Raw genomic sequence first — 23039 nt, 5'->3', positions numbered from 1 at the left:
CTCGCCTTGCATGTATTAAGCCTGCCGCTAGCGTTCATCCTGAGCCAGGATCAAACTCTCCATTGTAAATTTTGTTGTGGCCTCTCCCTTTTAAAGAAGGACCGAATCTTCTTAAACGAGTTTTTCTTACTCTTTTGGTTTATCTCATCATGTCAAAGAACAGTGCCAATCACACATTCGCTACTTCATTTCAATTCCTCTGTTGCGATTGGGATTGCAAAGGTAGAAAAAAAAATTACACTTGCACAAAGCAGTTAAAAAAAATATCTCATTTTCTTAAAATTCATCAGTAATTCCAAAAAAACGAAGCCATTATGCAATTACACCTCGCCTAGAAAGGGATATTTGTAGTCAACTGGAGACACAAGTGTTTCTTTAAGCGCTCTCGGCGACACCCAACGAAGCAGGTTTAACACTGAGCCTGCCTTGTCATTCGTTCCCGAAGCCCGGGCCCCGCCAAATGGCTGCTGCCCAACCACTGCTCCGGTCGGTTTATCATTTATATAGAAATTGCCTGCTGCATTCACCAAGTGTTCGGTCGCATACTGAATCGCATAACGATCCTTTGCAAACACAGCGCCTGTGAGTGCATAGGGTGATGTCGAATCTATAATAAGTATTATATCCTCAAATCCATCCTCATCATAAACATACACCGTTAAGACCGGCCCGAAAATTTCTTCACAGAGGGTGATGTAATCCGGCTTAAAAGCTTGAAGAACCGTTGGCTCTACGAAATAGCCTTTATTCTTATCAAAACCGCCCCCTGCAACGATATCTGCATCCGCATTAGTCTTGGCATCGCTTATGTAATTTGCTATTTTATCAAACGATTTTTCATCGATCACAGCATTTACAAAATTTGAAAAATCTTCAACTCCTCCCATCTTGATATCCGCAAGGTCTTCTTTAATTAATTCCTTCACTTCCTTCCAAATATTGGAGGGGATATAAGCTCGGGATGCAGCTGAGCACTTTTGCCCCTGATATTCGAAAGCTCCTCTTATAAGACCTGTAGCAACTGCTTTCGGATCCGCCGACTTATGAGCAAGAACAAAGTCTTTCCCTCCCGTTTCACCAACTATTCTTGGAAAGGATTTGTAATCAGCTATATTTTCTCCGATCGTTTTCCAAATGGTTTGAAAAACCTTTGTACTACCAGTAAAATGTATCCCTGAAAAATCCCGATGTTTAAAAATGATGTCACCAGCCACCGGACCATCTACAAGAATCATATTAATAACGCCATCCGGCAAACCGGCTTCTTTAAACACCCTCATAATTACATTGGCAGAATAAACCTGTGTAAATGCCGGTTTCCAAAGCACAACATTTCCCATTAATGCAGGGGCAGCAGGTAGGTTACCTGAAATTGCAGTAAAATTGAATGGGGTAATGGCAAAAATAAATCCTTCCAACGGACGATATTCCATTCTGTTCCATACTCCATCAGATGAGATCGGTTGTTCCTCATAAATCTCCCTCATGAAGTTGACATTCAACCTGAGGAAATCTATCAGCTCACAGGCCGAATCTATCTCTGCCTGATACGCATTTTTAGATTGTCCGAGCATGGTTGCCGCATTGATTTCAGCACGATATGGACCCGCTATTAAGTCCGCAGCTTTGAGAAATATAGTCGCACGCTGCTCCCAATTCATGGCAGCCCATTTATTACGTGCTTCCAATGCCATTTCTATGGCTTTACTTACATCGGAAGCAGTGCCCTCATGAAAGTACCCAAGTATGTGCTGGTGATCGTGAGGTGGTGAAATTTTATGTTTATTCTGAGAAAACACTTCTTCTCCCCCTATATATTGAGGAATCTCAATTGTTTTAGCTCGGGCCTCCTCCAAAGCCTTTTTCAACTCTGTTCTCTCAACACTTCCTGGTGCATAGCTTTTGACCGGCTCATTCCTTACTGCCGGTACATTGAAAATTCCTATTGACATTTTTTTAGTTGTTATGTTCTTAAATACTGACTTATTGACAACAAATTAGTTGCTCAAACAGATGAAAATTTAGGCTCAGCAAATTCTATTTTCCTTAAATTTGCACTCTAATTCTCGAGTTATCCTGATGATTTTTCAAAGTACAAAAACTGCTAGCATCAAAGCGTCACTGGAGGAAGCTATCTTCAATAGCCTGCCAGCCGACAATGGGCTTTATATGCCGGAATATATCCCACAAGTCTCCGCCGAATTTTTAGCAGAAATCGAAACTAAAACTTTCAAAGAAATTGCAGTTGAAATATCCAACACATTATTTGACGGTGAAATTACAAGAAGTGAAATTGAAAACATCATTAATAACGCTTACGATTTTGAAGCTCCTGTAGTTAACATTACACCGGACAATTATGTTCTGGAACTGTTTCACGGCCCATCAATGGCCTTTAAAGACTTTGGCGCCAGGTTTATGGCGGCAATCATGTCGCACTTTTTGGTCCGCTCTGAAAAGGAAATAAGAATACTTGTAGCTACGTCCGGAGATACGGGTGGCGCGGTTGCCCAGGGATTTTATAAAATTCCAGGCATTACGGTTACAATCTTATATCCGAGTGGCAAAGTCAGTGAAATTCAGGAAAAACAACTTACTACTCTTGGACATAATGTAACAGCCATCGAAATCGATGGAACGTTTGACGATTGCCAGAAACTTGTGAAAGAGGCATTTTTAGATAAAGAGCTCCAATCAAAATTCAACCTGGCATCCGCAAACTCAATCAACATTGCACGACTTATACCCCAGTCTTTTTATTTCTTTGCTGCATACGCTCAACTCAAGAAGCTAGGTAAACCGGTCGTCTTCTCAGTACCTAGTGGCAATTTCGGAAATCTTAGTGCCGGCCTGCTGGCATTTAAAATGGGCTTGCCAGTCGAGCACTTTATCGCGGCTACCAATTTGAACAATGCTGTTCCTAGATACCTCGAGTCTGGTAAATACGAGCCGCGACCATCTATCGAGACAATATCGAATGCGATGGACGTGGGAAGTCCCAGCAACTTCGTTCGATTAATAAGATTTTTTGATGATGACTGGAATTCCATAAGAAGTAAAGTATCCGGGTATTTTTTTAGTGATGAACAGACGAGCACTATAATGCAGGAGGTTTATAAAAATACCGGATACATCATGTGCCCTCACACAGCCGTAGCCTATCTCGGCCTGCAAGAATATCGAAAAGTAAATCGTGCTGACCTCACCGGTGTTTTTCTCTCAACGGCTCACCCAGCCAAATTTTTGGAGCTGGTTGACGAAACTTTAGGAATAAAGACGGAGATACCTGAAAAACTAGGGTTACTGCTTCATATTGAAAAAGTTTCCATCAAAATGAAACCTTCATTTTCTGAGTTTAAGGCATTCTTGATGAAGTAGTTAAAGATAAAATCCCATCATTTCAGGTGCATTAGCTTTGCATATTCAGTGGGATTCGGATCTAAGTAGGTAAATACTAAAATGTAAAAGGGATGAAAAGCCAGTACGTTTCATCCCTTTTACATTTTTATTCAAAAAAATCAATTGATCACATCGCCCCTCAAAATTCTAAATCTTTTTCTCGACTCGGCCACAAAAATACTTCCCGGATATTTTTCCATCAGTTCCTGATACAACTTCATCGCCTGGTCCTTATCCGAAAGTTTTTCCTGATAAAGTTTAGCCATCGTGTAAAGTGCATCATCGCCGTAAATGTCATGACCGAATTTAGAGTACAATAATTTCAGATCCTCCAGTGCCTGCCTATTACTGTCTAGTTTGACATATGTTCTTGCCTTTAGCCAAATAATCTCATCGGTTAGACTATGACTCGGATACTTTTGATATAAATGCTTCAGAGAATCAATGGCGTCGTATTTCTTGTTCTGGAATAATAATAGCTCTACGGCAGAGTATTCCCTCATGGCGGTTTCAGTACTGTCCAATCCAGTGTTATCCATTATTAACAATGAGAGTTCATTGGCATCATTAGCAATTTCTCTTGAAGTCGCTTTTTTCAGGATATCTAAAACTGCTTTTGCCAGGACGAACTCACCTTTATAATAATGTAGTTTTGCATTCCTTAACTTGGCTTCGTAACCCAGTAGATCATCCTTTTGAGATTTCTCCACTTGGGAGTAAACGAGCGTAGCCTCCCACGGCTCACCTTGCAGAAGATAAATGTCCCCAAGATCAAGCTTGCATTTGTCTACGAAAGATTTCTCCTGCTTACCCGCCTCAATTGCAGTTTGTAAAATTTCAATAGCTTTTTTAAAATCATCCATATAGAATGCATTTAACGTCGCCATGTTACGCAACGCTTCGATTGTCCGGACATTAACGCCCAGTTCATCCACCAGTTGCTGATACTGACCTAGTAGCTTTTGAACTTCGGCCTTTTTGACCGGATATGTATTTTTAACTTGCTCTTCTCTCGCAAAAATTGCCATTCTGCGTGCCACAGGATACAGCTGACCTTTTGGATACTCCTTTACGAGGTAGTCAAAAATCGTCCCTGCATTGTTATAATCAAGATTTTGAAGAGCGAGCTGGCCCAAATTATACAAACGTGCCCCATTGTGCTTAAAACGTTTGTCCAAAGACCGCTCCTGGATAAAAGCTTTGTAAAAATCTTTCCGCTGAATCTGGTACCAGATCAAAAGCTCATTGTAAAATCCTTCATTAGGAAACTTCTGTATTTTGTCGTAAAGAACTTTTTCCAACAGTTGCTGCTCCTTTTCGTCCTTTGTAAAATCCTGTAGCATATTCTGCACAACTTCTGTATTCTGATAGCGCATGCCATAAGATAGCAACTCATCGATCATCTTTTCGGGCTCATTCAGGTCTCTATAAACACTGGCCAGTTCAAGCTGAAAAATATCCGTTCTCTTGGCATCTGTACGTGCCTGCATTAATACCGTTTTTGCCCATTCTGGCTGGTTAATGGATCTGAATTCCTCTGCCAAATCCCTTTTGAGCTCCGTTCTTGCACCGGAAGCGGAAACAGCAAGCGTCTTCTTTTTATCGGCTTCCTGAACCTTGCCATGCGCCTCTAAAAGAACTCCCCAGTACAAGTAATACCAGCTCGCATTAACCTCATCATTTTTAATTTGTCGCTTATAAAACTGCTCGCCGTCACCCCAGGCTTTTGTCTTGATAATGCAGCTCGTGTAATTCTTCAGCGACATACGCTCAAACGATGTTTTGAACAACGCCGAATAATAGCTGAGTGCTTTCGGGCAGTCCCCGTTTTTGAAGTACTCCTCGGCCATTTCCTTCTCAGTCTGCCCGAACGCCGCGGCCGCCGCCCCCAACATCATAATTTGTAATCCAATCGATCTTAAATACTTTTTCATAATAGCTAAAAAAAAAATCTCCTTTAATTATTACTATTACTTAGGGCTGTGGAAATGGGGATAATTAGTTTATCCACGAGTAATTAACACAGTTATCAACATTTTGTGTATAAGTATTGGCAGTTATTAACATTAAATTTTATGCCTATCCACATCTAATTTGCTGAAATACAAGTTAGCAAATAATGAAATCACATTCGGATGTTAATAATAGATGATAGTTAGGGTAAGTATTAATCCACAAGATGGATGGTGAATAAACATTGTGTTAACTCGATGTTAACATCTGTTTTGTACACAGTCGGCAGAAATTCGAATATTTGTCCACACAAAACAGGGGTTATCCACACATTAACTAACATTTCTCCAGTACTTACACACAAAATTTTGGACTTATTCACATAGTTATCCACACAGTATTGATAACAAATTCAAAATTTTTTATTTAGGAATGGTGATATTAATGTCGTTCAATTCAAAATTCGCCTTCAAAAGGATCTTCTCGGGTAGGTAGTAAATGGCTTCCGGCTGAAGATTTTTGTCAATTTCGCCCGTGTCCCATTTCTGGTTCTTGTTGGCGTCCACAATCACGCGGAGATAGTACTTTCCTTGCGGAATGTTTCGGAATGTATAGGGTGAGGAAAACGTAGTTTCAATCAGTTTGTATTGCTCGTCTACCAGTTGAACTATAAAACTGGTAACCGAGTCGGGGTGGATTACCTTTCCATTAATCAGACCATAATCTTCTTCATTCAGCACGGGATGTTTAAGGAAGGTTTTTGGCAGCGTATCGCCTTCTACACTTATGAACGATCCTTTCGGTATGTCCCATTTAATGGAGTCTTTAGCAAACGATTTTGCGTTTACAATGAGAATATTGTGATTAGGGTTCCAGCTCCATTGAAATGCGCTCAACGGTTCGTGGGTCAGACTATCCGTGATCAGTGTGATCTTTTTATCATCTATCGACTGGATCGGTTTGTTGAGAATAAACTTGTAAACAAACGTATTGTTTAAAGGTTTGTTCGATTCCGGAAGTGTGGAAAGCGTAAGTTGGTCGCGTTGTCGCTCCTTCCCTCTCTGTGCCTGAAATGCTATTTTCTGCTCAAATTCAGTAGTCGTTCCCAATGAATCAGTGGCAGACAATTTGACCAATGTGGAGTCGGGATGTGGTTCAACATTAAAAAATTTCAGGGTATTTCCCGCTTCCAGCAGATACGGAAGTGTATCCTTGTTCATAAAAGTAACCGCTACTTTTTCGACTGCTTTACTAAATATGACAGAGTAATTATTGACTCTGGGTGTGGTCCGTTGAATCTTTAATGGCGTGTTGTCGGACAAGAACATGTTGAGTGCATAGGTAACGGAATCGCGACTGGCATTCACTTCCTTCTCGAGAAAGCCTACTCGTTCGTCTTTTGCATTGTAAAGCATGTTCCGGTTTTTGTCATCAATGGCGATCAACTTATAGTTGCGCATCTGAATATTTTCTATGGAAAATGTCCCGCTGCTGTCCGTTCTGGAAAAGTAGTATGGCTTTTGCTTGGCGATATTCAGTGTGTCACTTACATTATAAAGTCCGACAAGTGCATCGAAAATGGGCTTATTAGTTTTAATGTCTTTCAAACTGCCATAAACCCGGCCTGAGTCCAGGGAGCTTCCCGTACTGAAAACAAGCTTGAGATTTTTTGCAGGGTTTTTCTCAGCAAAATCCTTAATCGCATCACCAAAATTCAGCGTAAACGTGGTACTGTCTTTAAACTCATTCTTGAAGGTAAGCAGCACCGACATTCCATTTTGTTTGTAAGAATAAGGATTATCAGCCTCGGGTGTGATCACGAGTTTTTGGTTTATATTATCAACCACCACATACTCGTCAAAGAACAATTCAAGCTTGCGGCCTTTAAAATTGAGTGTTTTATTGAGCGGATTACTCTCTACAAGATTCGGTGGGATCGAGTCCTTTTTACCGCCAGTTGGGGTAACTTGCTGGGCACATTGTTCGAAAATAAATAGACACAAAATGGCAAAAAGGATGATTCGGATCATATTGATATATTTAAAAAGCCCCCAATACAATGGGTATTGAGGGCCGTTTGCTCTAACAGAATTGCTTATTTCTTTTTGATGACGTAAATGATGCTGGACGTATTGATTTGTTTTTCCTCCGTACTTCTACCCTTCCAATTTGAGACTAGACCCGTCTTAATACTATCCGGTATATCAACTTTCTGACCTTTGTATTTCGTACTCAACATACCAACGTAAAACGAATCGAACCACATTGGAAGTGTTTGCTGGATCGTCAAGCCATGGTTCCCCAGCAGTTTCTGCATTGTGTTTTTTGTAAAATGATACAAATGTCTCGGGACATCGTACGCCGCCCAATACCGTCCGTAGTTAGCAGCATCATATGACTCCGGATTTGGTACTGCTATCAGTATTGTGCCATTTTGATTTATATGCTGATCAAGCCAATCCAGGGTTTCGTTCAGGTAATGCACATGTTCCAATACGTGCCACATGGTAATAATGTCGAACTTTTCACTGATCAGTTCAGGTGCCTGAATGCTTTCAAAAATGATATTTCCCGTTTTTGCCGCAGCTGCATTCCGGGCATTCGGATCCGGTTCAGTTCCAAAAACATTCCAGCCATTTTCTTTGCCGGCATTAACAAAATTCCCTGTACCACATCCTATGTCCAAGAGTTTTCCCTTACCATTTGACAGATTATTGATCATTTTTACCTTCTGGCCGATCGTGTAATCTCTCACAATGCCGTACACTTTACTGATCAAACCCTTGGCCTGATCATTATGTGAAATGTAGTCCTGAGACTGGTAGTAATCGCCAATTTCAGATTCGTCGGGTCTTGGGTTTGTGAAAAGGAATTGACACGTAATGCATTTCTGAATCGTGAATTCTTTTTGTGAAACAGTGTAATCCGTTACATTCAAGAAATTTTCAAAGCTGGTATTGTTGCAAACCGGGCAGGTTTCAAGCGTTTCTAATGACATTTATCTTCCTATATAAAGCATTAATACTGAAATGTCAGACGGACTTACCCCGCTGATGCGTGATGCTTGCCCAATGGTAGCTGGACGTGTCCGTTTCAATTTTTCCCTTCCCTCATAAGACAAAGAAGTTACAACGTCATAGTTGAAATTTTCTATGATGCCCAGGTTTTCGAGCTTGTTCATCTTTTCAACAAGAAGCATTTCTTTCTCAATGTAGCTGTCGTATTTCAGGTTTATCTCTGCCTGTTGAATGGAGTCGACCTCAAATGCACTTAGTAACTCATTTATCAACGTGCTCTTTTCACGCAACTGGTCAATTGATATTTGCGGTCTTTTTAGTAGTTGGGAAAGGCTTGATTTTTCTCTGATGAGTGAAGTTCCAATTTCTTCGAGCGCTCCATTAATGTCATCGGGATTGACTTTTGTGCTTGACAAAATGGATATAATTTCTTCCACCTGGGCTTGCTTTCTTCTTACCGTATTTAATCTATCCTGATCTGCCAATCCGATGTCGAAACCCTTTTGAGTTAACCGTATGTCTGCATTATCCTGGCGCAAAAGCGTCCGATATTCCGCCCGTGACGTAAACATACGGTAAGGCTCCTCGGTACCTTTATTAATAAGGTCATCAATCAGCACGCCAATGTAGGCTTCGGATCTTTTGAGTACAAATGGTGCCAGGTCATTCACATTACGATGTGCATTGATCCCGGCCATTAATCCCTGGCAAGCTGCTTCTTCATATCCGGTGGTACCATTGATTTGTCCGGCAAAAAAGAGGTTTTTTACCAAATGCGTTTCGAGTGTTGATTTCAGCTGCGTCGGTGGGAAATAGTCGTATTCAATGGCGTAGCCGGGCCGGAACATCTTAGCATTTTCAAAGCCCGGAATTTTCCGCAATGCGGCGTACTGTACGTCTTCAGGTAAAGAGGTCGAGAAACCATTTACATAAACTTCTACCGTGTCCCACCCTTCCGGTTCTACGAAAATCTGGTGACGGTCTTTATCCGCAAAACGGTTGATCTTGTCTTCTACCGACGGGCAATATCTTGGACCGATGCCTTTGATACGCCCCGAAAACATGGGTGATTTTTCGAAACCCGTTTTAAGAATATCGTGTACTTCCTGATTTGTGTAAGTAATCCAGCAGCTTCTTTGTTCAGCCAGAGGCTTGGTATTAGTGTAAGAGAATTTCGCGGGTTTTTCATCACCCGGCTGCTCTTCCATTTTGGAATAGTCGAGCGATCGGCCATCAACCCGCGGCGGAGTTCCGGTTTTCATTCTGCCGGATTCAAATCCAATGGAAACAAGTTGCTCGGTGATTCCGGTAGCCGATTTCTCACCCGTCCGTCCACCACCGAAGTTCTTTTCGCCAATATGGATTAATCCATTCAGAAATGTCCCATTCGTAAGTACAACTGACTTTGATCGAATTTCAATTCCAAGGCTCGTTGTTACACCACGCGCCCGACCATCTTCGATGATGATTCCTTTTGCAGTGTCTTGCCAGAAATCTACATTCGGATTATTTTCTAAAATGTTACGCCATTCCTGAGCAAAAAGTACACGGTCGCTCTGGCATCTTGGACTCCACATGGCCGGACCTTTGGAAAGATTAAGCATCCGAAACTGGATCATCGTCTTATCGCTCACAATTCCCGACTGTCCACCCAGCGCATCGATTTCCCGAACGATTTGTCCTTTTGCTACACCTCCCATCGCCGGGTTGCAGGACATTTGTGCGATGGTATGCATATTCATTGTAATCAGTAAAACGGACGAACCCATGGTTGCCGCGGCGGCTGCCGCTTCACATCCGGCGTGGCCCGCCCCTACTACGATTACATCATATTCTTGAAACATATTTTGGTACTTGTTAAACTACTTTAATTAAAGTGTTCCACGTGGAAATTAATCAAAACTGCATAAGGTACTCATCTTCTTTGGTCCTCATGACCATTTTTAACTCATCTGTTGAGTCTTCATAACCGGTCAAATGCAGTAGTCCATGAATGAGTACCCGCCTCAGCTCGGTGTTAAAATCGGTGTGGAACGTGTCGGCGTTTTCCCGGATCCGGTCTATACTAATGTAAATATCCCCTTCAAGAACATTGTCTTCCTCACTGTTGTCAAACGTAATGATGTCCGTATAATAATCATGATCGAGGTACTGTTTGTTAATTTCCAGCAGATATTCATCCGAACAAAAGACGTAATTCAGATCGGATATTTCATAACCCTCTGATTTAGAGGAGTTTTTTATCCATTTCTTCGTTTTAAGTGGATTTGGCAGACTGAATTCGATGTCTTCTGAGAAGAAATTAAGCATATTCTTTGAGTAATATCACGCTACTTCTTAATGGCCTATAAACATCAAATGTTTGACCCTAAATAATTTACAAACATACTAAGTATCTTCCTAAGATTACTCCGTACGAAACGTCAGCGACGATCAACACCCTCTTAAAAAGTGTTAATCGTCGCGCGTTAATAATCAACAAAACGAAATCTTGATCAGTTCTTGGCCTGGTATTTCTTGAAGTAGGTATCCACCTCCCGTTTGTAGAATGGGGAGAATGTGGGGGGAATTGTGCGAAGGAGTTCCGTCTGCTTTTCCTTTTCGCGGATATACTTTTCAAATGCGGCTGGCGGCTGGCGCGGAAGTTGTTTGGCACTTTGTGCTTTTCGCTGCTCGTCTTCGTCCTGCTCCTTCATCGCTTTTTCCGATTCCAGCAACCGCGTCGTGATTTCCTGGTTACGTTTGATCAGCTCCGGAGTAATACGTTTGTTCACCAAATCCGTTTCTGTTTCATCCATTTTTTCCGAAATCTCCTGAAGTTCTTTTCCAAACTGCTTGCCAGCTTCCGTACCCTTTTGTGACTCCATCAAATCCTGGATCATCTTCCGGATCGCCGCCTGCTCCGCCGCCATGCGCGCGAGTTGCTCCGAACTTTGTCCCTGTCCTTCTTTACCCTGGCCCAGCTTCTTCATCTCTCCATTCAGCTTTTCCTGCATTTCGCCCATACCCTTACTTTCCCCTTTTTGCTTGCCTTTCTTACCCTTTCCACTTCCGGGCATCGCCATGGCCATTTGCTGCTGCATTTGGTTAAATACATCGCTGAGCATTAATGCCAGATTGTTCATGGAGGTCATTGCAAATTGCTGCTTGGAAGTCGCCACGTTGATTTGCCGATCCTTAATGCTTTTGACACTCTCATCCATGTAAGATTTCATATCATTCAATTCGCGTGTCACAAACGATTGTATCTGAGCAACCCGGTTGGCCAATGCATATAAGCTATCCTCCACGACTTTTGCGTCATCTTTCAATTTCAGTTGTTGCTGGCCGAGTTTGATAAACCGCGGATCCTGCAAACTAACGCCACGAAAATCCTTCATTAAGGTCTCCTGATCGAAAGAAAGAGTAATCAGGTTTTCAAGAATATCACGCAATGCATCCAGGTTTTCCTGCATTTGCTCCATTTCGGCAGTTTCCATTGCTTCCTCCATGGCCTGCGACATTTTCTTCATGGATTTAGCCGCATTTTTTTGTGACTGAGAAGCTTTTGAATTTTGTTGCTTGTCCAACTGCTGCTTACTCTGTTCCATTTGCTCAGAAGCATTTTTTTGCTCCTCCTTCTGCGTATCGATCTGCTGTTCCAGTTCCTTACTCATTTCCTCCACCTCCTGCGCATTCTCCTGCGCTTTTTTGAAATCGTCCTGGATCTTTTCCTGCTCTTTTTTCAGATCCTCATTCTTACCCTTCTTATCATCACCATTCTTGTTCTTTTCATTCTCCTGCGTTTTCTCTGCTAATGTCTCTTCCTTTTCAGCCAGGTCATTCAGCTTCTTGACGAGATTCTCCATTTTCTGTTCCATCTGCATTTGCTTGAAAAGCTTCATGGTCCGTTCAAGCTCTTTTTCCAGATTTCCCTCTTTGTTTTTCAATTTCTCCATCATGCTCGACATGCGTTCGCTTTGCTTTTGTTCGAGCAGTTTTTTCAATTCTTTATACAGTTTTTCACTGTCGTTATTCATAAGATCATTCATCAGCTTTTGCAGCTGTTCGATCTTACTTTGAAGTTCAGGACTTTGCTGGTTGAATTGTTTTGATTTTTCGTTCGATTCCTGATGCTTTTCCTGCAAAGCCTGCAGTTCCTTCATGAGCTCCTCGCGTTTCCGGATTACTTCTTCAATCTGTTTTTGTTCCTTGAAGTCGAGTTCTTTATTACTCTTCAAACGGTTATCCAGATTTTCAATATCCTTTTGCAGGCTTTGCGCCTTTTTCATGGCCGACTGGATCTGATTCTCCGTTTCCTGCTCGGACTTTTTGATCTCTGCTTCAAGCTGATCCTTGGACGGAACTGTAAACTGAATGGACCTCGAACGGGCACTTTTTGCGCCGTTTACGCCATCATTATCCCACACCTGGGCATAATACTCGATCTTGTCTCCCGGCGCCAGTTTGAGGCTATCAACGTACCATTGAAAGAAGAAGCTTTGGGTGTTGACCGTTTTGTTAAATGGAATGGGAATGGTTTTTGGCTGGGAAGGATTCGTCTCATTCTCTCTTTTAATGGAGTAGAACATTTTAAGCTGCGAAAATCCATAGTCGTCGCTGATCGAACCTCCGAGTACCAGGTAGTTATAAAGTGTCGTATCCTGAAAATTTTCAAGATTCAAAACAGGAAATTTGTCAGGAATTACATTGATAAAATAGCCGATCTTATCCGCATTTGTGGTTTCTTCGTTTTTCAGAGTAACCTGATACTGCGAGGATTTTCGGACCGATTTTCGGATTTCAAAGTGATCTCCATTGCTTTCCTTGGCCTGATATAATGCAGAATCATTCTCAAAACGAATGGCGAGCGATTTTGTGGAATTGGTATTGAAATCCCATTCAATGGTGGTACCCTCGGGAACGGACAGGTTACCTACATTATTCAATCCTTCCGAAGGTTTGTTCAAATAAGCAGGGTAATGCAGATTAACGTCAAAGGAAAGTAACGACGGCCGCTCATTTACATTGATTTTGTATTCATCGGAAGCATAGCCGGCTGCATCAAAAGAAAAGGCGACGTCTCTTTGCAGGTTTTTGAAAGTATAGGAAAAATTCTGCTTGCCTTCGGGCGTAAGTTTAAATCTCGATCCATTCTGAACCAGGTATACCGAGGCCGGTAATGCTTCGCCTTTTAGTTTAAGTTTTAATGTAAAATCCTCATTCCGAAATGCTTTCAAACTTTTGTTTTCAAGAATAAACGAAAATGGGGCATATGTATAATTTTTTTGGAAATGGATGATCCTGTCAGAACTTGATGAAAAGAACGCGGGATTAAAAAGCAGGATAACGGCAATGGCCACGAGTGGGTAAATGGCGTATTTGATCCGTTTTTTATTTTCATTAAAACGAATGGCATCAGAAAACCGGACAATAAGCAACTGACCGGATTTTTGCCGGATACTTGCGTCGATAAGATCCGATTGACTACCTGTTAATCCACGCAATTGAAGTGTATTAACCAACTTATCCCCTACTTCCGGAAAATATTGCCCGATCTGCAACGCCGCATCTTCATCCGAAATTGGTTTCCTTAATCCCGACAAATGAATGACCGGCTGGATAACCCATTGAAAAATAGAAAACAAAACGACTGCCAGAAACCCAAAAAACAGCATTCCCCGGACAAATGAGCTAAACCTGCCGAAATATTCGATGGTATTGAAAAACAGAAAAACAGTCAGTAAAAGGCCAATCGAGAAGATAATGCCTTTCAGTAGCTGATTCTGATAATATTTTTGACGGTATTCCTGAATGCGAAGCAACAGGCCTTCCATTGCCGGAGTAAAACTGGCCATAGGATTTTCGTTTAACTGTGCGGATTTTATAACGTTGGTAACTCACAAAAATTACCATAGATCTGCCAACGCTTAAAACGAAGAAATATAACTAAATTTCACAGAAAAAGCACTTCAACCTTGCGTAAATGCGGCCTAAACGGAGCAAAAATTCTGTGGCTACAAAGAAATAAGCAGCCCGGCGGAAGCATAGTTAATCCAGTTGAAATTATAAACATCCTCCACATCGGCGCCACCTTCCACAACCCGGTAACCCAGCTTAATCCCGATCTTCGGACTGACCTGGTAAGCAACCCCGGCAAAGATGTCCTCAGCCCTGCCAGCCTTCGCACCTAATGCATCTCCTTCCAGAATGAGAGTCCAGTGGTAAGAAGGCTTGTAAGATGCGTAGAAATTAATGAGAGGAACAAAACCGATGTTGTCGAAATGTGTGTCGAGAGATTCATTTTTAAATCGCACGTCGGCATCCCTGATTTTTGCAGTAAGTCCGGCGCCCACACGCCATCTCGCCTTATAAACAAAATCATAACGGTAGGTAAGACGGTATGAATTGAATTTGTAGAATACGTCCAGAGGTTGTTGGGCTGGAAATAGCTGATCATTGAAATTCACATCTCTTCCGAGAGAGCCGTTGTACTTCACCGTCAATGGAGCGAATAATGCTGAAATCGTATGCCTCTCCCCCAAGACATATGCAGCTCTGATCCGATAGAAAGCCTTAGGATTGATTGCCAATTCATGCGCCAGGTTAACAGTGGTGCCACCGGCATTTGGGATTCTTACCTTATTATAATTTGTACCAAATACTACGCCGCCTTCGAGATCCAGCTTAAGCTGCGCATGAAGCGGGGTTGAGAGAATGGAAAGTAAAATCAGGGTAATAGCATTGAGTCGCATAAACATCACGTTAAAAAAACAAACAACCTCTTCCGGGGTTGTTTGTACAAAATTGATGCCTGCAGAAAGTTGTGAGATTATACTTCGATCGTTTCCGGATTGTTCTTTACCGAGCGAACAAATGATCTGATATCTTGTTCAAGATTAGTGCTTTCCTGCAAAATGCGAATGAATGCGCTGCCAATAATCGCACCGGCCGAATATTCCGAAGCTTGTTTAAAAGTCGCATTATCCTTGATCCCAAAGCCAATCAGCCTGGGATTGCGCAGGTTCATTGCATTTAGTCTTCCAAAGTAAGATTCCATATCGGCGCTAACGCCACTTTTTGAGCCTGTGACGCTCGCCGAGGAGACGGTATAGATGAAACCCTCACTAACCTCGTCAATCTGGCGTATGCGTTCTTCTGAGGTTTGTGGCGTAACAAGGAAAATATTCAGGATGCCATAAGAATCGAAAATGGATTTATATTCGTTCAGGTACACATCCATCGGCATGTCCGGCAGAATCAGGCCATCTACACCTACTTCCGCACATTTCTGACAAAATTGCTCCATGCCATATTGCAAAACGGGATTTACATATCCCATGAGTAAAACGGGGACAGAAACGGTTTCGCGCATATTTTTCAATTGCTCGAAAAGGACCTTCACGGTCATGCCATTTTCCAGCGCGCGGTCATTGCTTTTCTGGATGGTTTCTCCATCAGCAACCGGGTCTGAGTACGGCATTCCGATCTCAACGAGGTCTGCGCCACCATCCTGCAATGCTTTTAAAACACGGACGGTATCGTTCAGTTCGGGAAAGCCGGCCGTGAAATACACATTCAGTAATCCATCGTGATTCCCGGGCGTGGAATCAGCGAAAAGTTTGGTTATACGGTTCATTCCTGAGTCCAGTAGTCAACAACCAATACTTTGTCCAGATGAGGTCCCAGAACCTTACCGAAGGCTTTATGGTCAGGATGAGGCAGGTAAATCGCACGGTCTGCTTCGCTCTCGAACGTAACGAAGAATGCATGTGTAAATCCTTGGTTCAAACCTTCCGGGCTGTTATTGGTACCCCATTCCAGGCTTTTAATCTGCTTTATTTTTGATGGAAGTGCCTTGAAAGCCTCTTCCACTTCCTTAACCTGGGCCGGAGTTGCGGAATCTTTAAATTTGAACAAAACAACGTGGCGCAACATTTTTTTCGGGGCTGGGTTTTCAGGTGAAACAAATGCCATCGATCCAAAAAGGAGCGTTGCGGCGACTAGAAGAAGTTTGAAATTCATTTTTTTTAGGTTAGTGATTCAATTTTAATGCGGAAAACGGGCATTACTACGCCGAGCAATTCAGGCATTCGCCTTCGTCACTGAACTTCAGCCGGTCAAATTCGCCTAGCTTTTCTTTTAATTCAAGGATCTCGTCTTCCAGGTCGCATCTTTCAAATAGCGATAATTCACCCGAATTGACTTTTCCTTCCAGTTCCTGAATTTTTAGTCTCAGATCAAAAACTTCCGGTAATGTTAATGTAGCCATGTGTTTTACAGTTAAGTTGAGCGATTAATCGATGTATTTCATGTATGTCGCCATATCCTTATCTCCGCGACCAGATAGGTTTACTACCACCGTTTCATTTGGACCAGCTCCCAATTCACCCAATACCGCGAGTGCATGGGACGATTCGAGCGCGGGGATAATACCTTCATTTCGAGTAAGTTCAAATGCAGCCTGAACCGCTTCTTCATCGGTAGCCGACATAAAAATGCCTCTTCCGCTGTCGTACAAGTAGGCATGCTGAGGTCCTATTCCCGGATAATCAAGACCGGCTGATATTGAAAATGGCTCAACGACTTGTCCATCTTCCGTTTGCATTAAGATTGTTCTGCTGCCATGTAACACACCTGGCTTGCCTAATGCAGTTGTCGCTGCGGAATGTCCGGAGGTTAAACCCATTCCGGCAGCTTCCACAGCCACCAGTTTTACATTTTCATCATCGAGGAAATGATAAAATGCGCCAGCCGCATTACTTCCGCCACCAACACAAGCCAGCACGTAATCGGGCGTTTCTTTACCGGTTTGTTCTTTCAACTGCCACCGGATCTCTTCAGAGATTACAGATTGAAACCTGGCAACCATATCCGGATAAGGATGTGGCCCCACCACAGATCCGATGATGTAGTGTGTATCAACAGGATTGTTAATCCAGTGCCGCATTGCTTCGTTAGTAGCATCTTTCAAAGTACGCGATCCACAAGTCGCAGGTCGGACCTCAGCACCAAGCATTTTCATTCTCGCCACATTTGGGGCCTGTCTTTCAATATCCAGCTCGCCCATATACACGATGCATTCCAGATTCATCAATGCACAAACCGTCGCAGTAGCGACACCATGCTGTCCAGCCCCGGTTTCAGCCACAATGCGCTTCTTTCCCAGTCGCTGCGCCATGAGTATCTGGCCAATGGTATTATTGACCTTATGAGCGCCGGTATGACATAAATCTTCTCTTTTGAGATAGATATTGGTTTTATATTTTTCCGAAAGTCTGTTCGCCCGGTAAAGTGGCGTTGGCCGGCCGACATAATTCCTAAGAAGGTCGTTGTATTCTTTTTGAAAGGAAGGATCTGCGATGATATGCAGGTAATTTTTCCGCAATTCTTCTACGTTCGGATAAAGCATTTCGGGAATGAATGCACCTCCGAAACTTCCATAATATCCCGTATCACTAACCTGGTAAGATTTGTTCTCTGCTATTGCCGCCATAATTATGATTAAGCTTCTGCGCTTTCTTTTTCAGTAACGCGTATCAAACTGAATAAATCTTCAAGTTTTGCTATGTCCTTTATCCCGGGCTCGGTTTCAAACTTACTGTTCACGTCGATGCCGTAAATGGGAAGTGTTTTTGATAAGGTAATGATTTCGTCAATATTTTCGGGACCAATGCCCCCACTTAACAGGAAGGGTTTCTCATTGTCATATCTCTTCAATAAATTCCAGTCGAATGCAGTTCCATTCCCACCCGGCTGATTTCCTTTTGTATCAAATAGAAACAAATCACAGAAGGATTTATAGTTGTTCAACATGGCAAAATTAAAGTGCTCGTCAATGCTGAATGCCTTAATCACGCTAACACCTTTCTGACGAATGCTCCTGCAAATATCAGGCATCTCGTTACCGTGCAACTGGGCATATTGAAGATCATATTTCTTGACCATATTCAAAATGTGGCCCGGACTTGCATTGACAAACACACCTACTTTTTTGATACTTTGAGGAATACTCCTGATGTATTCTTCATTCAGTTCTTCGCCGACGAAGCGCGGAGATTTTTCGTAAAAAATGAAACCGATAAAGTTAGGTTTTAGGGCAACAACCTTTTCAATGTTTTCTTGCTGGCGCAGTCCGCAAACTTTGATTTTCATAGAACCAGTGAATTTAAATTACTGTGTTGAGTTATATCTTTCTGCAAATCTGCAAGTGCGGTTCCAGGATCAGCAGTTTTCATAAATGTCTCACCGATCAAAAAGCCTTTATAGCCATGGTGATATAGTTTCAAAATTGTATCTGCATCTTTTAACCCACTTTCTGAGATCTTAACAAAAGTATCAGGAATCTGTTCGCTCAGAGCAATAGAAGTTTCTATGGATGTTTCAAACGTTTTCAGATTTCGGTTATTAACTCCCACCATATCAATGTGTTCGCCGATACAGGCAGTCAGTTCTTCCTCATTATGTACCTCCAGTAAAACTTCCATTCCGAGATCATGGGCTTTTTTACTCAGAAATGCTACTTCTGCCGGACTGAGGCATGCTGCGATAAGCAAAATGACATCAGCTCCAATGGATTTTGCTTCAAACAACTGATACTCGTCGATCATGAAATCTTTCCGAAGCATGGGTATACCAGGATTTGCATCCCTGGCAGCCAGGAAATCTGAAAATGAACCGCCAAAAAAATCCTGATCTGTGAGTACAGACAACCCTAATGCACCAGCATTTGCATAGTCTCTGGTAACAATTTCCGGCTTGACCTGGTCATTAATGGTTCCTTTTGATGGGGATTTTCGTTTGAATTCGGATATAACCCCAGGAGAAAGAGTTGCTTTTAATGAAGAAGCTAATGAGATTGTTTTCCGCTCAAAAAGAAGTTCCTTTTCCAGAATTGAAACAGATGTCCTGCGTTTCGCTTCGTCAACTTCTATATGCTTGCGGGCAACTATTTTTTCCAGAATATTCATCAGACTTCGTGATTCAATGGTTCAAGGTTCTGTTGAGCAAAACTATTATTCAATCAATTTTTTAAAACTCCGCAATGCTTTCTTGCTTTCCAGGGATTCTCTTGCAGAAGCAACGGAATCAACCAGCGACAAGCTTGGATTAGCACAATGTATAGCCAAAGCAGCATTCGCTAAGACCGCCTGTTTTTGGGAAGGGGTTGCGCAATCATTCAACACATTCATGAAAATTTTCGCTGAATCTTCGACAGTCTTTCCACCTGATAAATCCTGAGCGCGCAAAGTTTGGAGCCCTAAATGCGAGGGAGTAAGAACTTGCTCGGAATGAGCGGTAATGATCTTAAAAGCTCCTGTTAATGACACTTCGTCGTAACCGTCTAAGGCGTGGAGAACTAGAAATTGTTTATCCGTCTGTTGGTAAAGATAGGCAAAAAGGCGCGCTAATTCAAGATTGAAAACGCCCACAAGCTGTTTTTTAGGGGATACGGGATTGGTCATCGGACCAAGCATATTGAAAAAGGTTTTGATCCCCAATTCACGCCGGATAGGTGCAACATTTTTCATTGCTGGGTGAAAAAGTGGAGCGTGCAAAAAGCAGACGCCGGCCTCATTAATCTTCTTTTCCAGGTAACTTTTGTCATTTGTAAATGTCGCGCCAAGATATTCAAGGACAGTCGAGGAGCCACAAAGCGAGGATACGCCATGGTTGCCGTGTTTCGCAACTTTTTGTCCAGTCCCCGCCACGACAAAGCAGGAAAGCGTTGAAATATTGAAGGTATCTTTTCCATCTCCCCCAGTTCCGCATACATCAATAGGATCATATTCGGAAAGGTCCATTTTGAGGCAAAGCTCTAACATAGCATCCCGGAAGCCCTCAAGTTCTTCTACCGTGATGCTTCTCATTGCATAGATGGTTAAAAATGAGGCAATCTCGGAATTTGAGTATTTACCCGTGCTAATTCCTATTAATACATCCTTTGCTTGTTCCTTGCTCAGAACTTTGTATTCAAACAAATGGCTAAGAATACTTTTCATTTAAATGGCGAATTTATATGCAGAACGAAATAGGGTTAATGTCAGTGGCGACATGTCGGAACATGGATCTGTCAGTAGTTGAGCCAGTTTTGCAGCATTTCTTTCCCATGCTCAGTCAACACCGATTCGGGATGAAATTGCAGCCCCTTGACGTCGTACTTTTTGTGCGATAATCCCATTATCCTGCCTTTTTCATCAAGGGCTGTAATCGTTAGATCATCTGTAAGAGTTTCAGGAATGACAGTCCACGAGTGATACCTTCCTACCTTAATCTCTGAAGGTAGGCCTTTGAAAATTCGTTCGGTGTGGTCGGTTATGATAGCAGTGTCACTTATTCCATGAAGGACATCAGTCATGTTTTCGAGCGTGGCGCCATAGATCTCGCCAATGCCTTGATGTCCCAAGCAAATACCTAAAATGCTCTTTTTCGGGCCATATTCCCGAATTAGATCATGCATAATTCCCGCTTCAGATGGAATCCCCGGGCCGGGAGATAAGAGAATTTTATCATATCCATCGACGTCTTCAAGTTCGATTTTGTCATTGCGAAAAATATCTACCTGATCGTGAAGCTCCCGCAGAATATAGACCAGATTATATGTAAATGAATCGTAATTGTCCAGAACCAGAATTTTCATCTCAATACTATTTGTAGTTACTATAATGCGATTTTGTAATCAATAACAAGTTCACCACCCGATTTCCTATGATTTGACATGTTAATAATATTAGATTTCTTCCGCAAACCTGATCGCCTGTCTTAGTGCAGCAAGCTTGTTGTTAATTTCCTGCAACTCACTTTCCACGTCTGATTTCGCCACGACTCCCATTCCAGCCCTGTAAAATAGGGTATTATCCTTGCTGAGGAATGTCCGGATAGCAATAGCATGATTGAAATCCCCATTAAAATCCATGAAACCAATTGCTCCACCATAAATGCTCCTGTTACTGCTTTCCATTTGATCAATCAGCTTCATCGCATTATGCTTAGGTGCCCCGGAAAGAGTGCCGGCGGGAAAGGTATCCGCCACAAGTTGTAAAGGATTTACATCCTCTTTCATTGTTCCAACTACTTTTGAAACTAAATGGATCACGTGTGAATAATATTGAACTTCTTTGTAATTGGTAACCCTCACAGCGTTGCAGCTCCTGCTCAAATCGTTCCTGGCAAGGTCTACTAACATTACGTGCTCCGCTGTTTCCTTCGGATCATTCAACAGCTGTTGAGCAGCTTCTGCGTCAGCAAGATCATCCCCGGTTCTCCGAAAAGTACCTGCAATCGGATGAATTTCCGCCTGGCCATTTTTTATAAATATTTGTTTTTCCGGAGAAGAACCAAAGATTTTGTAGCTGCCGTAGTCAAAATAAAATAGGTATGGCGAGGGGTTAATGGAACGTAAAGCCCTATACACGTTAAATTCATCCCCTTGAAACTCCCTACTAAACCTCCGTGAGGGAACAATCTGAAAAACATCGCCACGAAGGCAGTGATCGATGCCCTTTTGAATCACAGTTCTCATTTCATCGTCGGTAACATTTGATTTTTCTTCGGCGACGATGTGAAAGTCATATTTCGGAAAATTCCTGTTTTTGATTAGAATTTCAATTTGCTCAAAACTATTATCATCCTTTTGCTCACCATATTGATGCTCGAAAATATATAGCTCATTTTTGAAATGGTTAATTGCTATTACATAGCGATATGCCTGATAAAAAATTTGATCAATTTCTGTTTCACTACTAGCAGGCTGTATTTCAATGTCTTCAAAATAGGTTACGGCATCATAAGTCATGTGTCCAAAAAGACCATTTGTTATAAAGGGAAAGGAATGTTTCTCTGAGGTAAAACTTTTTGCGAAGTTGTATAAAGATTGTACTGCATCTTTTCTTCTGGCGAGTGAATAGGTGAAATTCTCTCCATCTGGAAACACTTGGGTTACTACTGAATTATTTAGTTTAAAAGATGCAACGGGGTCACAGCAAATATAAGTGAACGAGTTCTCATTGCCGTGATAATCAGAGCTTTCTAACAAAATTGTGTTTACAAACCGGTCTCTTAACTTCAAATAAATGGAGACAGGAGTAAGGGTATCAGCGAGTAGCTTTTTATACCGGGTAGTAATTTGATAGGTTTTGGATACGGGTCTCATTTGTAAATACTGTAAAGTGCACAAAAAAACGGCTCGCTGTCAGATGAACAGCGAGCCGTTTGTAAAGTATATTTTGATTATACCAAAGCAATAGCCTACTCGTCCATCTTTTTAAGACGTGCACGCCACCACCAAATAGTATTATATAATTTCATAGTAATTGACTAACGGTCATTAGGTCACAAATATAGAAAAAAGAGAATTGCTTGAAAAATATTAGAAAAGAATATTTTTCAAGCAGGTCGCGTGCAAACCAAGTTTTATGGGAGTCCTTTTGTTGATATTATGTTGGAACCTACGAAACCAAAACGTGCTTTATCGCATTGATCAGGAATAAGTAATTTGCGACTGGTAGGCTAGGGAACCCCGGGATGGACTTATGTTTTCCCCGCGCCTAGGTTTCCTGTCCTGATATTTTTGTAAGCAAAAAAAGACCATCTTTTTGGGATGGTCTTATGGTTGATATTGTGGCGACTACCTACTTTACCAGGTTTGATCCAAGTATCATCGGCGGTCCGGGGCTTAACTTCTCTGTTCGG

At 42.0% G+C, this 23039-nt stretch carries 18 protein-coding genes and 1 rRNA gene; 1 reads left to right on the top strand and 18 read right to left on the bottom strand.

Annotated elements, in window-relative coordinates; genetic code table 11:
* Together LZG72_RS28560 and pruA are read right to left on the bottom strand one after the other, a co-directional pair.
* A 16S ribosomal RNA gene (locus tag LZG72_RS28560) occupies positions 1-66 on the bottom strand; the annotation flags it as partial.
* A gap of 254 nt (positions 67-320) precedes the next feature.
* Complete coding sequence (pruA, locus tag LZG72_RS28555; protein WP_233878611.1) at positions 321-1952, bottom strand: L-glutamate gamma-semialdehyde dehydrogenase; 1632 nt, start codon at positions 1950-1952, stop codon at positions 321-323.
* A 127-nt stretch (positions 1953-2079) separates the two neighbouring features.
* Between pruA and thrC the strand changes: the two genes are divergently transcribed.
* Positions 2080-3378: a threonine synthase gene (gene thrC / locus LZG72_RS28550; RefSeq protein WP_233878610.1), complete on the top strand. Its 1299-nt coding sequence runs from the start codon at positions 2080-2082 to the stop codon at positions 3376-3378.
* Between the two features lie 140 nt (positions 3379-3518).
* Here the strand turns inward: thrC and LZG72_RS28545 are convergent, their stop codons facing one another.
* The 16 genes from LZG72_RS28545 to LZG72_RS28470 all read right to left on the bottom strand — a co-directional run bounded on the left by LZG72_RS28545 (position 3519) and on the right by LZG72_RS28470 (position 22500).
* Entirely contained in the window at positions 3519-5333 is a 1815-nt protein-coding gene (locus tag LZG72_RS28545) for a tetratricopeptide repeat protein (RefSeq protein ID WP_233878608.1), read from the bottom strand.
* Positions 5334-5774: 441 nt separating this feature from the next.
* Entirely contained in the window at positions 5775-7382 is a 1608-nt protein-coding gene (locus LZG72_RS28540; protein WP_233878606.1) for an Ig-like domain-containing domain, read from the bottom strand.
* A gap of 65 nt (positions 7383-7447) precedes the next feature.
* Positions 7448-8350, bottom strand: a complete 903-nt coding sequence (locus LZG72_RS28535) for a class I SAM-dependent methyltransferase (RefSeq protein ID WP_233878604.1) — start codon at positions 8348-8350, stop codon at positions 7448-7450.
* Positions 8351-10213, bottom strand: coding sequence for a tRNA uridine-5-carboxymethylaminomethyl(34) synthesis enzyme MnmG (mnmG, locus tag LZG72_RS28530; protein ID WP_233878603.1), 1863 nt, complete (start codon positions 10211-10213; stop codon positions 8351-8353). It lies immediately after the preceding gene.
* A 52-nt stretch (positions 10214-10265) separates the two neighbouring features.
* Positions 10266-10679: an rRNA maturation RNase YbeY gene (gene ybeY / locus LZG72_RS28525; RefSeq protein WP_233878602.1), complete on the bottom strand. Its 414-nt coding sequence runs from the start codon at positions 10677-10679 to the stop codon at positions 10266-10268.
* Between the two features lie 185 nt (positions 10680-10864).
* Positions 10865-14185: a DUF4175 family protein gene (locus LZG72_RS28520; RefSeq protein ID WP_233878615.1), complete on the bottom strand. Its 3321-nt coding sequence runs from the start codon at positions 14183-14185 to the stop codon at positions 10865-10867.
* Positions 14186-14365: 180 nt separating this feature from the next.
* Positions 14366-15103, bottom strand: coding sequence for a hypothetical protein (locus tag LZG72_RS28515; protein WP_233878601.1), 738 nt, complete (start codon positions 15101-15103; stop codon positions 14366-14368).
* Between the two features lie 77 nt (positions 15104-15180).
* On the bottom strand, positions 15181-15987 hold the full coding sequence (gene trpA / locus LZG72_RS28510) for a tryptophan synthase subunit alpha (RefSeq protein WP_233878600.1): 807 nt from the start codon (positions 15985-15987) through the stop codon (positions 15181-15183).
* Positions 15984-16373, bottom strand: coding sequence for a Dabb family protein (locus LZG72_RS28505; RefSeq protein WP_409017755.1), 390 nt, complete (start codon positions 16371-16373; stop codon positions 15984-15986). The genes trpA and LZG72_RS28505 overlap by 4 nt, the downstream gene beginning before the upstream one ends.
* A gap of 46 nt (positions 16374-16419) precedes the next feature.
* Positions 16420-16620, bottom strand: a complete 201-nt coding sequence (locus LZG72_RS28500; protein ID WP_026632703.1) for a hypothetical protein — start codon at positions 16618-16620, stop codon at positions 16420-16422.
* A gap of 24 nt (positions 16621-16644) precedes the next feature.
* Positions 16645-17844 carry a tryptophan synthase subunit beta gene (gene trpB / locus LZG72_RS28495; RefSeq protein WP_233878598.1) on the bottom strand — a complete coding sequence of 400 codons (1200 nt, stop codon included), beginning with the start codon at positions 17842-17844 and terminating at the stop codon, positions 16645-16647.
* Positions 17845-17852: 8 nt separating this feature from the next.
* Positions 17853-18503 carry a phosphoribosylanthranilate isomerase gene (locus LZG72_RS28490; protein ID WP_233878597.1) on the bottom strand — a complete coding sequence of 217 codons (651 nt, stop codon included), beginning with the start codon at positions 18501-18503 and terminating at the stop codon, positions 17853-17855.
* The gene (gene trpC / locus LZG72_RS28485) at positions 18500-19318 is read right to left on the bottom strand and encodes an indole-3-glycerol phosphate synthase TrpC (RefSeq protein ID WP_233878596.1); all 819 of its coding nucleotides are present in this window, start codon (positions 19316-19318) and stop codon (positions 18500-18502) included. Before trpC ends, LZG72_RS28490 begins: the two co-directional genes overlap by 4 nt.
* A 45-nt stretch (positions 19319-19363) precedes the next feature.
* Positions 19364-20350, bottom strand: a complete 987-nt coding sequence (gene trpD / locus LZG72_RS28480) for an anthranilate phosphoribosyltransferase (RefSeq protein ID WP_233878595.1) — start codon at positions 20348-20350, stop codon at positions 19364-19366.
* Between the two features lie 71 nt (positions 20351-20421).
* Positions 20422-20988 carry an aminodeoxychorismate/anthranilate synthase component II gene (locus LZG72_RS28475; protein WP_233878594.1) on the bottom strand — a complete coding sequence of 189 codons (567 nt, stop codon included), beginning with the start codon at positions 20986-20988 and terminating at the stop codon, positions 20422-20424.
* A 90-nt stretch (positions 20989-21078) separates the two neighbouring features.
* Positions 21079-22500, bottom strand: a complete 1422-nt coding sequence (locus LZG72_RS28470; protein WP_233878592.1) for an anthranilate synthase component I family protein — start codon at positions 22498-22500, stop codon at positions 21079-21081.
* Positions 22501-23039 lie beyond the last annotated feature (539 nt).

Source organism: Dyadobacter sp. CY323 (assembly GCF_021390245.1).
GTDB lineage: Bacteria > Bacteroidota > Bacteroidia > Cytophagales > Spirosomataceae > Dyadobacter.
The sequence above is the reverse complement of the archived record's forward strand: the minus strand, read 5'-3'. Positions and strand labels throughout refer to the sequence as shown.